General features: G+C 65.1%; 15 protein-coding genes. 9 read left to right on the top strand and 6 right to left on the bottom strand.

Annotated features, from left to right (window positions below; translation table 11 throughout):
- Nucleotides 1-88 precede the first annotated feature (88 nt).
- The 3 genes from SynA1524_RS11640 to SynA1524_RS11630 are packed head-to-tail and all read left to right on the top strand — an operon-like array spanning nt 89 to nt 2,322.
- Nucleotides 89-616, top strand: coding sequence for a hypothetical protein (locus SynA1524_RS11640; RefSeq protein WP_286188587.1), 528 nt, complete (start codon nt 89-91; stop codon nt 614-616).
- Nucleotides 617-640: 24 nt separating this feature from the next.
- Nucleotides 641-1,378, top strand: coding sequence for a response regulator transcription factor (locus tag SynA1524_RS11635; RefSeq protein ID WP_186498122.1), 738 nt, complete (start codon nt 641-643; stop codon nt 1,376-1,378).
- Nucleotides 1,375-2,322, top strand: coding sequence for a pseudouridine synthase family protein (locus SynA1524_RS11630; protein ID WP_186498120.1), 948 nt, complete (start codon nt 1,375-1,377; stop codon nt 2,320-2,322). The genes SynA1524_RS11635 and SynA1524_RS11630 overlap by 4 nt, the downstream gene beginning before the upstream one ends.
- Here SynA1524_RS11630 and bchM read toward each other — a convergent pair.
- On the bottom strand, nt 2,286-2,999 hold the full coding sequence (gene bchM, locus SynA1524_RS11625) for a magnesium protoporphyrin IX methyltransferase (RefSeq protein WP_186498118.1): 714 nt from the start codon (nt 2,997-2,999) through the stop codon (nt 2,286-2,288). The genes SynA1524_RS11630 and bchM overlap by 37 nt on opposite strands.
- Nucleotides 3,000-3,026: 27 nt before the next feature.
- The gene (locus tag SynA1524_RS11620; protein WP_186498116.1) at nt 3,027-4,175 is read right to left on the bottom strand and encodes an amidohydrolase family protein; all 1,149 of its coding nucleotides are present in this window, start codon (nt 4,173-4,175) and stop codon (nt 3,027-3,029) included.
- A 33-nt stretch (nt 4,176-4,208) separates the two neighbouring features.
- Here SynA1524_RS11620 and purE point away from each other — a divergent pair, with 33 nt between their 5' ends.
- Complete coding sequence (gene purE, locus SynA1524_RS11615; protein ID WP_186498114.1) at nt 4,209-4,766, top strand: 5-(carboxyamino)imidazole ribonucleotide mutase; 558 nt, start codon at nt 4,209-4,211, stop codon at nt 4,764-4,766.
- A gap of 11 nt (nt 4,767-4,777) precedes the next feature.
- Nucleotides 4,778-5,854 carry an AI-2E family transporter gene (locus SynA1524_RS11610; protein ID WP_186498112.1) on the top strand — a complete coding sequence of 359 codons (1,077 nt, stop codon included), beginning with the start codon at nt 4,778-4,780 and terminating at the stop codon, nt 5,852-5,854.
- Here the strand turns inward: SynA1524_RS11610 and cysC are convergent.
- Nucleotides 5,814-6,458, bottom strand: a complete 645-nt coding sequence (gene cysC, locus SynA1524_RS11605) for an adenylyl-sulfate kinase (RefSeq protein WP_186498110.1) — start codon at nt 6,456-6,458, stop codon at nt 5,814-5,816. The genes SynA1524_RS11610 and cysC overlap by 41 nt on opposite strands.
- A gap of 31 nt (nt 6,459-6,489) precedes the next feature.
- Nucleotides 6,490-6,813: a translation initiation factor gene (locus SynA1524_RS11600; RefSeq protein ID WP_186498108.1), complete on the bottom strand. Its 324-nt coding sequence runs from the start codon at nt 6,811-6,813 to the stop codon at nt 6,490-6,492.
- A 79-nt stretch (nt 6,814-6,892) separates the two neighbouring features.
- On the opposite strand from SynA1524_RS11600, the gene trpB reads away from it, so the two are divergent.
- Nucleotides 6,893-8,149, top strand: coding sequence for a tryptophan synthase subunit beta (trpB, locus tag SynA1524_RS11595; RefSeq protein WP_186498106.1), 1,257 nt, complete (start codon nt 6,893-6,895; stop codon nt 8,147-8,149).
- A 6-nt stretch (nt 8,150-8,155) separates the two neighbouring features.
- Here trpB and hrcA read toward each other — a convergent pair whose 3' ends face one another.
- Together hrcA and SynA1524_RS11585 are read right to left on the bottom strand one after the other, a co-directional pair.
- Nucleotides 8,156-9,130, bottom strand: coding sequence for a heat-inducible transcriptional repressor HrcA (gene hrcA / locus SynA1524_RS11590; protein ID WP_186498104.1), 975 nt, complete (start codon nt 9,128-9,130; stop codon nt 8,156-8,158).
- Entirely contained in the window at nt 9,130-9,483 is a 354-nt protein-coding gene (locus SynA1524_RS11585; RefSeq protein ID WP_186498102.1) for a rhodanese-like domain-containing protein, read from the bottom strand. The genes hrcA and SynA1524_RS11585 overlap by 1 nt, the downstream gene beginning before the upstream one ends.
- Nucleotides 9,484-9,536: 53 nt before the next feature.
- Between SynA1524_RS11585 and SynA1524_RS11580 the strand changes: the two genes are divergently transcribed.
- Genes SynA1524_RS11580 through SynA1524_RS11570 form a run of 3 tightly spaced genes read left to right on the top strand, consistent with a single transcriptional unit; the run spans nt 9,537 to nt 12,804 of the window.
- Entirely contained in the window at nt 9,537-11,111 is a 1,575-nt protein-coding gene (locus SynA1524_RS11580) for a DUF3352 domain-containing protein (protein ID WP_353616557.1), read from the top strand.
- Complete coding sequence (locus tag SynA1524_RS11575) at nt 11,089-11,574, top strand: SixA phosphatase family protein (RefSeq protein WP_186498098.1); 486 nt, start codon at nt 11,089-11,091, stop codon at nt 11,572-11,574. Before SynA1524_RS11580 ends, SynA1524_RS11575 begins: the two co-directional genes overlap by 23 nt.
- Before the next feature lie 39 nt (nt 11,575-11,613).
- Nucleotides 11,614-12,804, top strand: a complete 1,191-nt coding sequence (locus SynA1524_RS11570; protein ID WP_186498096.1) for a citrate synthase — start codon at nt 11,614-11,616, stop codon at nt 12,802-12,804.
- Nucleotides 12,805-12,810 lie beyond the last annotated feature (6 nt).

Here is a 12,810-nt window from a genome sequence, read left to right as displayed (position 1 = left end):
GGCTTGGTAGTCAAAGTCGAGAAGACGGCGCGGCAGCTGGTTGATTCACGCTGTTGCGATCATGCTGGGCCACGTTGTTGATCACTGCATGGGTCTGCGATTCCCGACGGCTTGGACCGGCCTGGCGCTGTTGCTGGTCCCGATGGGGGCGGCTGCCATTGATCGCAAGGAGGTGTTGGAGCAGATGAAGAACTCCCGCCCCGCAGATCTCACCGTCCTGATCCAAAAGCCTGATGCCGGAGGTCTCCGCACCATCGGCATCTATGCAATCAAACCCAGCGCCGCTGATCCGAAAGTGCGGCAGTACAAGATCTGGGAGGAACTGCCGAATGATCTGAACATCTACTTCGAGTCTGTGAACTGCAGTGCCGCCAATCCCCTGCGCGTCAAACGGACGTCCACGGCGGTTTACGTGCGCAATCTCAATCCGGGTGGTCCCGTGAGCGACACCAACCGTGAGGATCACCTGGTGTGGTGGGCAGCCTGTGTTCCCGAAGTGGCGGGAACCGAGCCTGCCAGCCTGCGCCAGAAGGCCCTGGATCTGGGCTATTCGACCCTGATTCCCGAACGTCAGCAGCAGTTACCCGCACTGGCTCCGAAGTCTCCCCGTCCATAGGCTTTCAGAAGAGCGATTCCGGCCATGACCGATACGCCCCTTCCCAGCACCGACGAGCAGGAGGCTCCTCCTCCGGTACCGCGGCTGCTGCTGGTGGATGACGAGCCTGGGCTGCGCACGGCGGTGCAGGCTTACCTCGAGGACGAGGGTTTTGAGGTGACCACGGCGGTGGATGGAGAGGAAGGTTTCAGCAAGGCGCAGCAGATGCTGCCGGATGTGGTGATCAGCGACGTGATGATGCCGCGGTTGGATGGCTACGGGCTGCTGAAAAAGCTCCGGGCCGATGAACGCCTCGGCGGCACGCCGGTGATCTTCCTCACCGCCAAGGGCATGACGGCGGACCGCACCCAGGGTTACCTGGCCGGCGTGGATGACTACATCCCCAAGCCGTTCGATCCGGATGAACTGGTGGCGCGGGTGCGCAACGTGGCCCAGCGACAGCAGCGGTTGTTGCAGGAGGCGGCCCGCTTTGCGGATACGGATATGGGCCAGATGGCGAAGCAGATCACCGAGATCCGCTCCTTGCTGGCTCAGGCCGAGGCCCTGCCCTCGAAGGAGCCGGTGGTGCATAGCTTCACCCCACGGGAGGCGAGTGTGCTGCAGCTGGTGGCGGAAGGATTGATGAACAAAGAGATCGCCCGTCAGCTGGAGACGTCGATCCGCAATGTGGAGAAGTACGTGAGTCGCCTGTTCAACAAGACCGGCACCTCCAGTCGCACGGAGCTGGTGCGCTATGCGCTGGAGCACCGTCTGGTGACTTGAAGCCAGCGGCGTTCAACGACGGCTGGACGTATCGCGACCGAGTGCCGGTAGGGGCAGCTGGTACTTGGTTGAGTTGTTGGCTGGCGGAGCGCTATCAGCATTCCGCTGGAGAGGTCTGGCGGCAAAGAATCCATTCCGGCGAACTGGATTGCAATGGGCAACGCTTGACGGAGGATCGGCGGCTGGCTGGCGGTGAAGCAGTCCTCTGGCGTCGTCCTCCCTGGCTGGAGGAGGCGATCCCCGATCAATGGGAGACGATCCATGACGACGGCGATCTGCTGGTGATCAACAAGCCTTCGGGTCTGCCGGTGATGCCCGGCGGTGGTTTTCTGCTCCACACGCTTACGGCACTGTTGGAGCCCACCGGTGCGCGGCCGGTGCATCGGTTGGGGCGGTTCACCTCCGGCTTGCAGGTGTGTGCTCGGGATCCGATGACCCGCGCGTCGTTGTCCAAAGAGTTCAGGCCAGAGGGCAGCTGCCGCAAGGTGTATCAGGCCTGGGCCCAGCGGGTGCCGGGTTTGGAGCAGGGGCAGACCCTGACGGTCACCAATGATGTGGTGGAGCGGCAGCATCCTCTGCTGGGTTGGGTCTGGGGGCCGGAACCGCTCAAGCAGGAGCCGATCCGCAAACGCCTCACAGCTCGTTCCGAGCTGGAGCTTTTGGAGCGAACGGCTGAGGGCGATCGCTTGCAGGTGACGATCACCACAGGCCGACCGCATCAGATCCGCATTCATCTGGCACAGCTGGGCAGCCCGCTGCTGGGGGATCCGCTCTATTTGCTCAACCGGGAGATTTCGGCGACGGCAACCCCTGGCGATGGGGGCTATCGGCTGCATGCCTGGCAGCTTTCGGGTCTCCCTCACTTGGGGGAGACAACACTCCAGGTGGATCCCTCAGTTGAGGGAGATCAGGCCTTGCGGAATTCGATCAACCGCGAGAAGTAGAATGGTGCTTTGTTCAGGCTGCGGCGCACCAGCTTGAAGCCACAGGCTTCCGCCGCTTTCACGATGCCCTCTTCTTTCAAGGTGTATGCCCGGGTGGTTTTGCTGGGGCCGGGGAACAGCTGGCCGATGCCCTTCAGCAGCGCCAGCAGAGGGGTGTACGGCGCAAAGCTCACGATCAGGCGCTGCTCGGTGAGGCTGCAGAGGTGTTTCACCATCTCCTCGGCTGGTTGCTGGGGGTAGTGGATGAACACATCCAGGCAGCACACCGTGTGGAAGGAGCCGCTGAGGCTTTCCAGATCGCTGGCGAAGAAGTTCAGCTTGCCCATGTCCAGACCAGCAGCGCGGGCGCGGCGGTCCGCCTCCTGCGCCATCGCTTCGGAGATGTCGCTGGCGCTGATCGAACCGGCCCCCATTTCGGCCAACGGCAGGCTGAGGCTGCCGACCCCGCAGCCGGCATCGCAGAAGCTCACGTCGTTGAGCTCACCGCTGTACTTGATCCAGGCCAGCACTTCATCCACGGTTTTCTGGTGGCCAATGCGGATGTTGCGCTGCACCTTGTTCACGTCATCGCTTTCGCTGTAGATGCGATTCCAGCGATCGAAACCCGTGGTCTCGAAGTAGCCCTTCACCTCCTGCTTCTCGGCCTGTTTCTGCTCCAGCAGTTGATCGGGGGCCATCGAAGGTGGGTCGTGTTCGGCGGGATCTTAAGCAGCGCAGCCCCAGTGGAGTTCCCCCTCGCGTTGGCTCCAGCGCAGCAGGTTGGTCAGCTGCTGGCCCAACAGCGCGTCGTTCAAGGCCCCAGCGGTGCCGATCACCCGTCGTGGTGCGACCGTGGCTCCCCAGATCGCCGCGCCTGCTGCGCCGCTCCAGGCCGCCAGCCGTTTCACCCCCTCCAGCTGCGGCAGGGTCACTCCCGCCAGGGTGCCGTCCTCCAGCCGGCAGGTGCCGTTCTGCACCAACAGCACCCGTTCGTCCCAGCGATGCTCACCATCCGCCAGGCCGTAGGGGGCCAGGGCATCGCTCACCAGCACCACCTGTTCCGGCGCCAGCCGTTGCAGCAGCACCGCCATCGTCGGAGCGACGTGCACCCCGTCGGCGATGAGGCCCAGGGCGATGTCCCCGCGGCGGCAGGCTTCCCCCAGTGGTCCCGGTGCCCGGTGGTGCAGGCCTGGCATGGCATTGAAGGCATGGGTGAGCATCCCCACGCCCTGCTCAAAAGCCTGCCCCGCCTGTTCTGCTTTGGCGGCACTGTGGCCCAGGGCCACGGTGATGTTCCGTTGGCGCAGGGCGCTGATCAACACGTCGGCCCCCGCGAGCTCCGGCGCCAGGGTCACTAGGGCGATCTCTGATTCAAATCCCCTGATCCGTTGCTCCAACGCCTCCAGGCTGGGGGTTGCGAGGTGCTCGATCGGATGGGCACCGCGGCGGGCTTCCGCCAGGAAGGGGCCCTCCAGATGGGCGCCCAGCAATCGGCAGCGGCCCGGTTGGTGCTGCAGCCGCGCCTGGTGCAACACCGCCAGGGCCTGGCGAAGCGGGGCGATGCCGCAAGTCACCAGGGTCGGGGCGATGGCCTCGACTCCATCAGCCCAGAGCAGCTCCAGCAGCGCGATCAGCCGCGGCAGATCTGCCGCGCTCAGTTCCGGGAAGGCCAGGCCGAGCCCACCGTTGATCTGCAGGTCAACGCTGCGGGGGCTCAGCCAATCGCCGTGCCAACTGGAGCCAGGGCAGGTTTCACCTGCGATCTGGGGCTGGATCTCAACGATGCGGCCCTCGTCGTTGAGGCCGATCCAATGGGGTCGCTTCGTCTCGCTGCCGAGGGGTGCGGGCAGACGCACATCGGTGATCCGTCGCATCAGGTCTGGCCGCCTGGGCCGCCGCGGGAGACGATGACAGTCTTGCCGGTCTTTCTCGTGACGACAGTTCTTCCCCGCGTGGCTGTGGTGATGGGCAGTGATTCTGATCTGCCGACCATGGAACCGGCCGCGGCGATCCTGCGGGAGCTGGGGGTTCAGGTGGAGGTGCGGGTGTTGTCGGCCCATCGCACCCCGCTGGAAATGGTGGCGTTTGCCCAGGCGGCCCGCTCTGAAGGATTCGGTGTGATCGTGGCCGGAGCTGGTGGTGCTGCCCATCTGCCGGGGATGGTGGCGGCCCTCACCACCCTGCCGGTGATCGGTGTTCCCGTCCGAAGTCGCGCCCTCTCTGGTGTGGATTCGCTGCACTCGATCGTTCAGATGCCCGGTGGCATTCCCGTTGCCACGGTGGCCATCGGCGGTGGCCTCAATGCAGGATTGCTGGCTGCTCAGATCCTGTCGGTGGCAGACGTGGCCCTGGCGGCCCGACTGGCGGACTACCGCCGCAGGTTGCACGATGCAGTGGCGGCCAAGGATGCCCGTCTGCTCGATCTCGGCAGCACGGCTTATCTCGACGGCATGTCGACCCCCTGAACCTCAACGCGATGACCTCCTGGCCGGCCTGGCTGCGTCTCGGATTGGTGCTGCCGCTGCTGGGGTTGAACGCCTTTGTGCTCAAACGGGTGTTGGTGCAGTTCGCCCCGTTTCCCGGTCTGTTCCTGACGGCAGCTTTGATCGCGTTTCTGCTCGACCTGCCCTGCCGCTGGCTGATGGGCCGAGGCCTCTCGCGCATCGGCTCGATAACCATGGTGATGCTGCTCACCGTGGGTCTGCTGGTGCTGGCGGCCGTGGAGCTGGTGCCGCTGTTGGTTGCGCAGCTCAGTCAGCTGATCAGCGCCTCGCCGGCACTGCTTGCTGCGGCTGAAGCCTGGATCAACCAAGGGCAGTCCTGGGCACTCGATCATGGTTTACCCGCGGACTTTGCCGACCTCAGCAGTGATCTGATCTCCCAGATCAGTCGGGTGGCGACCCAGTTCAGCCAACGGCTTCTGGGGATTCTCGGGGCCACGGTGGGCACCACGATCAATGTGCTGATAATCCTGGTGCTGGCGGTATTTCTGCTGCTTGGCGCCGACTCGATCGCCGCGGGCTTGCTGCAGTGGCTGCCGCCCCGGTGGCGTGGATTGGTGGGCTCGACGCTGGATCGCACCTTCCGTGGCTATTTCGCCGGTCAGGTGGTGCTGGCCCTGATCCTCAGCGCTGGACAACTGGTGGTGTTCACCGTGCTGGAGATCCCCTACGGCGTGCTCTTCGCCGTGCTGATCGGCTTCACTACGTTGATTCCCTACGCCAGTGCCCTGACCATCGTGTTCGTCAGCGCTGTGCTGGGCGTTCAGGACCCCCGCACCGGAATCGAGCTGCTGGCGGCGGCCATCGTCGTCGGCCAGATCGTGGATCAGGTGATCCAACCGCGACTGATGGGCAGCATCGTGGGGTTGCAGCCGGCCTGGTTGTTGATCGCCCTGCCGATCGGCTCCCGGCTTGGGGCCATCCTCGGTGTGGGCGATCTGTTGGGTCTGCTGCTGGCGGTGCCGGTGGCCAGTTGCGTCAAAAGCTTGGCTGATGCAGCCAGGACCGGCGTCAAACCGCCGGAATCACCCCCCGTTCCTGCAGCGCCTTGATCACCAGATCAACCGATTCGGCGAGCTCCTGGGTGCCGGTGTCAATCTTGAGTTCTGCGGCCTCTGGCGCTTCGTAGGGGCTGGAGATGCCGGTGAATTCCTTGATCTGGCCGGCACGAGCCTTGGCATAGAGACCCTTGGGATCGCGTGATTCGCAGACCTCCAGATCCGCGGCGCAGTGGATTTCGATGAAATCACCGTCGTCCACCAAGGCGCGGGCTTTGTCCCGGTCGGCGCGGAAGGGGGACACGAAGGCCGTCAGCACGATGACGCCGGAGTCCAGAAACAACTTGGCCACCTCGCCGATGCGACGGATGTTCTCTTCGCGATCGGCATCGGAAAAGCCCAGGTCCTTGCAGAGGCCGTGGCGCACGTTGTCGCCATCCAGCACATAGGTCGCCAGGCCCCGTTGGAACAGGGCAGCGTTGACGGCATTGGCCAAGGTGCTTTTGCCGGACCCGGAAAGGCCGGTGAACCAGAGGATGGCGCTGCTATGACCGCGCTGCTCAGCCCGTGCAGCCCGATCCACCGAAGCCTGGTGCCAGGCGATGTTGGTAGACGCCCCCTGGTTGGTGAGCTCTCCGTAGGTGGGGCTGGCGGACATGGGCACGGGCTGAAGTGGAAGCCATTCTCCCTTAACCACCAGCGCGCTTTGGGCTGTAGCCCTCCTTGGTCAGCAGGTCCAGGGCCAGCGCCACCTGATCCCCCTGCAGTTCGATCACGCCGTCCTTGGCGGTGCCGCCGCTGCCGATCCTGGTTTTCAGTTTCTTAAGCAGGGCCTTGAACCCAGCTGCGTCCAGCTCCAGCCCCCGGATCACCGTCACGGTTTTGCCGCCCTTGCCGCCACGGGTGGGCTGCACCCGCACCATCTGCTGCGCTTTGGGGGTGCTGGCCGCCGGTGCGGCCGGGCGCTGCAGGCTGTCAGCGCTGCTGAATTCCTGCCAGCCGCCTTTCGGCATCCAACTCGGTGCGATCGGATCCATCCTGCCTGCAGCGCGTCTGCCTACCCTGAGTCGACGCTCTCGCTGTGGATCCCCTGTGACCAGCACCCTGCCGAACGCCAGCACTCCGGATCCCGCCAGCCTGCAACCGTCTGTGCGTCCAGGAGCCCACGGACGCTTCGGTCGCTTCGGTGGGCAGTACGTCCCGGAGACCCTGATGCCGGCCCTGGCGCAGCTGGAGCAGGCGGCGGCCCAGGCCTGGAACGACCCAGCTTTCACCGCAGAACTCAACCGGCTACTGAAGAACTACGTCGGTCGGGCCACACCTCTGTATGAGGCTGAACGCCTCACGGCCCATTACCGCCGCGCCGATGGCGGCCCCCGCATCTGGCTGAAGCGTGAGGACCTGAATCACACCGGAGCCCACAAGATCAACAACGCCCTTGGTCAGGCGTTACTGGCCCTGCGCATGGGCAAGAAGCGGATCATTGCGGAAACCGGCGCTGGCCAGCACGGTGTGGCCACCGCCACCGTCTGCGCTCGTTTCGGCCTCGAGTGCGTGATCTACATGGGCGCTGAGGACATGCGCCGTCAGGCCCTCAATGTGTTCCGCATGCGCCTGCTAGGGGCCAAGGTTCAACCGGTCACGGCCGGCACCGCCACCCTCAAGGACGCCACCAGCGAAGCGATCCGCGACTGGGTCACCAACGTGGAATCCACCCACTACATCCTCGGTTCCGTTGCTGGCCCGCATCCCTACCCCATGCTCGTGCGGGATTTCCATGCCGTGATCGGTCAGGAAGCCCGTCAGCAGTGCCGCGAGGCCTTCGGGCGCCTGCCGGATGTGCTGATGGCCTGCGTGGGCGGTGGCTCCAATGCCATGGGGCTGTTCCACCCCTTCGTGGAATGCACCAATGTCCGTTTGATCGGTGTCGAGGCCGCCGGTGATGGCGTGGCCACCGGTCGCCATGCCGCCACGATCACCGAAGGCCGCGCCGGGGTGCTCCATGGCGCCATGAGCCTGCTGCTCCAGGACTCCGACGGCCAGGTGCAGGAAGCCCACTCCATCAGCGCTGGTCTCGATTACCCCGGCGTGGGTCCCGAGCACAGCTATCTGCGCGAGATCGGACGGGCTGAGTACGGCGCTGTCACCGACCAGCAGGCCCTGGATGCCCTGCGTCTGGCCAGCGAGCTGGAGGGCATCATTCCAGCCTTGGAGACTGCCCATGCCTTCGCCTGGCTGGAGCAGCTCTGCCCCACCTTGCCCGACGGCAGCGAGGTGGTGATCAACTGCTCCGGTCGTGGCGATAAAGACGTCAACACCGTGGCTGAAAAGCTGGGTGATCAGCTCTGATTCGGCTCAGTTGAGCAGCAGGTCGAGGTGGCGGGCCACCCGTCGCACGGCGGCGTGAGAGGTGGCGTAAGCCATCCGCATCGGACCCACCAACGCCACCTGACCCACCCCTTCCTGGCCGCAGCGGTAGGGGGCCTGGACCACCGAACAGGCTTGCAGGGCCTTCTGCGGATGCTCCTCCCCGATCCAGACGGCCGGTTGATCGGTGGCACTCACCACGGCACAGGGTTGGTCATCAATCAGCTCAAGAAGTGGCCGCAGCTCTGAGGTGCTGTGGAATTCCGGCTCGCCTACCAGCCTTGAGAGGCCATGCACCACGAGGGGCGTCTCGGGTGACATCGATGGATGGTCCAGTGCGCTGCGCAGCACGTCGCCGCTGCGTTGCAGCTGGGGTGGCAAAGACCGCCAGTTGATGCTGCCGTCTTCCAATTGCTGATCGGTCCAGCGCTCCATGGCCGTCAGTTCGTCACCGGCACCGGGCGGAAGGCGCAGGTTGAGGTGGCTGGCGCGGCCGCTGTCCTCCACCAGCATCACCAGCAGCCGATCACCGCTCTGCACTAGGCGGATGGCCTCCAGCTGTGCGCGGGGTTGCTGCGGGCGGGTGATCAGGCTCATCAGCCCGGTGAAGTCGGTCAGGCGCCGGGCCAGTTGCTGCAACAGGTCGTCCAGTGCTGCCCAGCGCAGGCTCAGGCCTGTGAGTTCCCGTTCGAGGTGCTGCACAGCCACCCCCGGTTCCGGCAGCAGGTCGTCCACGTAATGGCGGTAACCCAGGGCGCTGGGGATGCGGCCCGCTGAAGTGTGGGGCTGGGTCAGCAGACCCCGTTTCTCCAGGGCACCCATGGCCGAACGGACCGTGGCGGAGCTGGCGGGAATGCTGAAGCGCTGCACCAGCGTGCGGCTGCCCACCGGTTCCATCGTGTCCACGTAGTGGTGCACCGTGGCCTGCAGCACCTGTTGTTGCCGGGCGGACAGCGGTTTCATCAGTAACGGGGAACCGACGAATCCACGTGCACACTCCAGGCATCAATTCCCCTCTCAAGGTTCCACACCTCCAGCTCCGGCATCTGTTGCAGCAGCCACAGTCCGAGATGGAGGCTGCGCACGCCCGCATGGCAGATCACCACCACCGGTCTGCCATCCGCCAACTGTTGCGGTACGGACTCCAGCCAGGCGTCGGAGCGGCTCAGAGGCCAATGCAACACGTCCGCAGGGAAGCGGGCCAGATCCAGTTCGGCGTCCTCCCGAACGTCCACCAGCAGGGGATCGGGGCGGTCGTCCTGCAGCCAGGACTGCAGATCCCGGGCCTGAATCGGTCGTGGGGTGAGCGGTTCCATGGCGCCATTCTGCGGTGATGGATAAAGATGACGTCATCCGACACTGCAGGCCCATGCAGGCCCGCTCCTTTCTGACGGCCCTGGCCGCTGCCCTGCTCTCCCTGGTGCTGGTGACCACCGGCTTGCTCTGGGGGCTGGAACGGCGCAGTCCGCTGCACCTGGTTGATCAACCGCTGCAACTGCCGCGAGCGGCCCGTTTTGTTCCCCGTGATGCTGCCCTGTCCGTGCATTGGCTGGCCGACAGTGCGAGTCTTCCGGCCTACGCCCAGGCTGTGGCGCCGCCGCGGCAGCGGCGGACAGCCCGGGACGGGATGCGTCAGTGGCGTGATGGTGCCTTCGCGTTGGCGGGGCTTGATTTCGACGCTGAACTCGCCAGCTGGGTTGGGCCGGACCTCAGCCTCACCCTGCTGGATGCCAGTGATACGCCGGGTTGGGTGCTGGGGTTGACGAGCACGGACAGCGATGGGGCCCGTCGCTTTCTGCAGCGCTTTTGGCAGACCCGCAGCCTGGCGGGCACCGATCTGCAGATCAGCAGTTACCGCGGCATGGGACTGATCAGTGGTCGTGGTGCTCTGGTGGGACGGGACCCGCAGCCTCTGGCGACGGCCCTGATTGACGATGACCTGGTGCTGTTGGCCTCCGGGAGGGGGGTATTGGAGCGAGCTCTGGATGTGTCTCAGCTGCAGCAGCAGCATCAGCTCGGGGATGAGCAGCTGGGGCGGGACATTGCCGAGCTGGGCCATGGGATGGCATTGATCACGGCATCCCCTAATGCGTTGCGGCGGTGGTTTGAGCTGCCATCGGCCCTGAGCGGGCTGGAGGGGATGGTGGCTGCCCTGCAGGCGGACAACGCTGATCTGCTTGTGGAGGGCCGGCTGCGCTGGCAGGAGCGGATCGAGGCCGCACCATGGGCTGTTCAGCAGGATCTGGTAGCGGGTTCAGGCGGTCGCGCCAGCCTGATGGCTCAGCTGCAGGACCCACGCCGTCTGCTCGATCCGGATGAGCTCCATCCCCTAGCGCAGTGGCTGGGCCCCGTGCTCAAGCGGCACCTTGCGCAACAGCCGGCGGCCCTGGCTCTGCTGGAGCTCGATGATGGCCCGTTGTTGCTGCAGCAACAGCCCGAGGGCTGGCTGCTGGCCACAAGCCATGGCCAGCCTGAACTGTCAGCGGTGGACGACCAGCTCAAGGCCCAGGGTCTGGCCCAGTCCGATCTGAGCGGTGATGGTGAAGCGATTCAGGTATGGACCCGTCTGAAGCGGCAACGGGGCCGCAGCGCTGGTGTGGACGCCAGCCTCGCGGTGGCGCGATCCGCCGATCGCGATCGCGATTGGTGGGGTGAAACCCTGCCATCACTTCTGCAGCGGCAGGACAGTCGGGCTCTGGAACCACGCCTTCAGCAATGGCGCAACCTCAGTCACCTCAAGTCCACCCCGGCCCATTCGTTGATGCTGGCTTCCAAACCGGCCCGTACCGTGCTGGCGGACTGGCAGCCCTGGACCTTGCTGCAGGCCATGGCTGGACAGACCCTCCAGCCACGGATCCAGGGGCTCAGCCTCAGCCTGGAGACCGATCGTCAAGATGAAGGCCGGTCCGTTCTTCCCCTGCATGCCCGACTCGAGCTTGGTTGAGCTGGTGCTGCTGCGCCACGGCATTGCCGTGGAACGGTTTGAGGGGCGAGATGCCGTCGATCGGCCGCTGACGGCGAAGGGTCGCCGCCGCACCCAGGGGGTGATGGAGGCACTGGTGGCGGGTGGTCTGCGGCTGGATCGGTTGGTCACCAGTCCTTATGACCGGGCGCTGGAGACAGCACAGATCGCACTGCAGGCCGGCCTGGCCCCTGTGCTGGACAGTGACGAGCGGCTCTGCCCCGGCGGACCTGTCGCTGAGGTGCTCAACGACCACAGCGGTTGCGTTGCCCTGGTGGGCCATGAGCCGGACCTTGGCTTGCTGGCCTGTGACCTGCTGGGGCTGCCGCCTGGATCCCTGCGGATCCGAAAGGCCGGAGTGGTGCAGCTTCGGTTCGGGCCTGGGGGCTGGACGCTCGAGGGACTGCTGCGGCCGAAACTACTGCTGGGTAGCCTGGGATTCTGAGCCGGCCGGCTTAGGTTTGCCAGCAGCAACGACGTGGCGGTGGCTCAGCAGCAGTCAGGGGACCTGCGCCATGCGCGGACAGGCATCGAACTACGACCCGGTCTGGATGGTGTGCCGGCCACCCAGTCCGCGATCTGTGACATCAATGGCGAGCAGGGGCTGCTGACCTACCGCGGCTACCCAATGCAGGATCTGTCGGCCAACAGCTGCTTCCTGGAGACAGCCTTTTTGCTGATCTGGGGGGAGCTACCCAGCCGCGATCAGCTGGCGGAGTTCGAGCACGCCGTACAGATGCACCGGCGGGTGAGCTTCCGGGTGCGGGACATGATGAAGTGCTTTCCTGCCAGTGGGCATCCGATGGATGCGCTGCAATCCAGCGCAGCATCCCTGGGGCTGTTCTATTCCCGTCGGGCCATCGACGATCCGCAGTACGTGTATGACGCGGTGGTGCGGCTGATCGCCAAGATCCCCACGATGGTTGCGGCCTTCCAGCTGATTCGGAAGGGCCAGGATCCGATTCAGCCCCGCGACGACCTGGCCTACTCCGCCAATTTCCTCTACATGCTCACCGAGCGTGAGCCGGATCCTCTGGCGGCGCGCATCTTCGACCGTTGCCTGATGCTTCACGCCGAGCACAGCCTCAACGCCAGCACCTTCAGCGCCCGCGTCACCGCGAGCACACTCACCGATCCCTACGCCGTGGTGGCCTCGGCGGTGGGCACCCTTGCCGGACCTCTGCATGGGGGAGCCAATGAAGATGTGCTGGCGATGCTGGAAGAGGTGGGAACCCCTGAGAACGCCGGCGCCTATCTCGATGAGGCCATGGCGGCCAAGCGCAAGATCATGGGCTTCGGCCACCGTGAATACAAGGTGAAGGATCCCCGTGCGGTGATTCTTCAGGCCTTGGTGGAGGAGATGTTCGCCCGCTTTGGCCACGATGAGCTCTACGACGTGGCGGTGGCGATCGAGCGGGAGGCGGAGTCTCGCCTCGGGCCCAAGGGCATCTACCCCAACGTCGATTTCTATTCAGGCCTCGTCTACTGCAAGCTCGGCATTCCCAGGGATTTGTTCACGCCGGTGTTCGCCATCGCACGCGTGGCTGGCTGGCTGGCCCATTGGCGGGAGCAGCTCGGGGCCAATCGCATTTTCCGGCCCTCTCAGATCTATTCGGGCTCACAGCCACGCGCGTGGATGCCCATGGATGAGCGTGTCACCGCTCCGGCCGCTTAAGTTGCA

The sequence above is a fragment of the Synechococcus sp. A15-24 genome (genome assembly GCF_014280195.1).
Taxonomy (GTDB): Bacteria; Cyanobacteriota; Cyanobacteriia; order PCC-6307; family Cyanobiaceae; genus Parasynechococcus.
Note: the sequence above shows the minus strand (reverse complement) of the source record. Positions and strands in the feature narration are given on the sequence as shown.

Excerpts from the sequence above, each read along its gene's own strand:
- SynA1524_RS11585 (WP_186498102.1), bottom strand. The coding sequence starts at position 9,483 with ATGGAACCGCTCACCCCACGACCGATTCAGGCCCGGGATCTGCAGTCC.
- bchM (WP_186498118.1), bottom strand. The coding sequence starts at position 2,999 with ATGGCCCCCGATCAACTGCTGGAGCAGAAACAGGCCGAGAAGCAGGAG.
- SynA1524_RS11620 (WP_186498116.1), bottom strand. The coding sequence starts at position 4,175 with ATGCGACGGATCACCGATGTGCGTCTGCCCGCACCCCTCGGCAGCGAG.
- SynA1524_RS11580 (WP_353616557.1), top strand. The coding sequence starts at position 9,537 with ATGCAGGCCCGCTCCTTTCTGACGGCCCTGGCCGCTGCCCTGCTCTCC.
- purE (WP_186498114.1), top strand. The coding sequence starts at position 4,209 with ATGACAGTCTTGCCGGTCTTTCTCGTGACGACAGTTCTTCCCCGCGTG.
- cysC (WP_186498110.1), bottom strand. The coding sequence starts at position 6,458 with ATGTCCGCCAGCCCCACCTACGGAGAGCTCACCAACCAGGGGGCGTCT.
- SynA1524_RS11635 (WP_186498122.1), top strand. The coding sequence starts at position 641 with ATGACCGATACGCCCCTTCCCAGCACCGACGAGCAGGAGGCTCCTCCT.
- SynA1524_RS11640 (WP_286188587.1), top strand. The coding sequence starts at position 89 with ATGGGTCTGCGATTCCCGACGGCTTGGACCGGCCTGGCGCTGTTGCTG.
- hrcA (WP_186498104.1), bottom strand. The coding sequence starts at position 9,130 with ATGAAACCGCTGTCCGCCCGGCAACAACAGGTGCTGCAGGCCACGGTG.
- SynA1524_RS11610 (WP_186498112.1), top strand. The coding sequence starts at position 4,778 with ATGACCTCCTGGCCGGCCTGGCTGCGTCTCGGATTGGTGCTGCCGCTG.
- SynA1524_RS11600 (WP_186498108.1), bottom strand. The coding sequence starts at position 6,813 with ATGCCGAAAGGCGGCTGGCAGGAATTCAGCAGCGCTGACAGCCTGCAG.
- SynA1524_RS11575 (WP_186498098.1), top strand. The coding sequence starts at position 11,089 with ATGCCCGACTCGAGCTTGGTTGAGCTGGTGCTGCTGCGCCACGGCATT.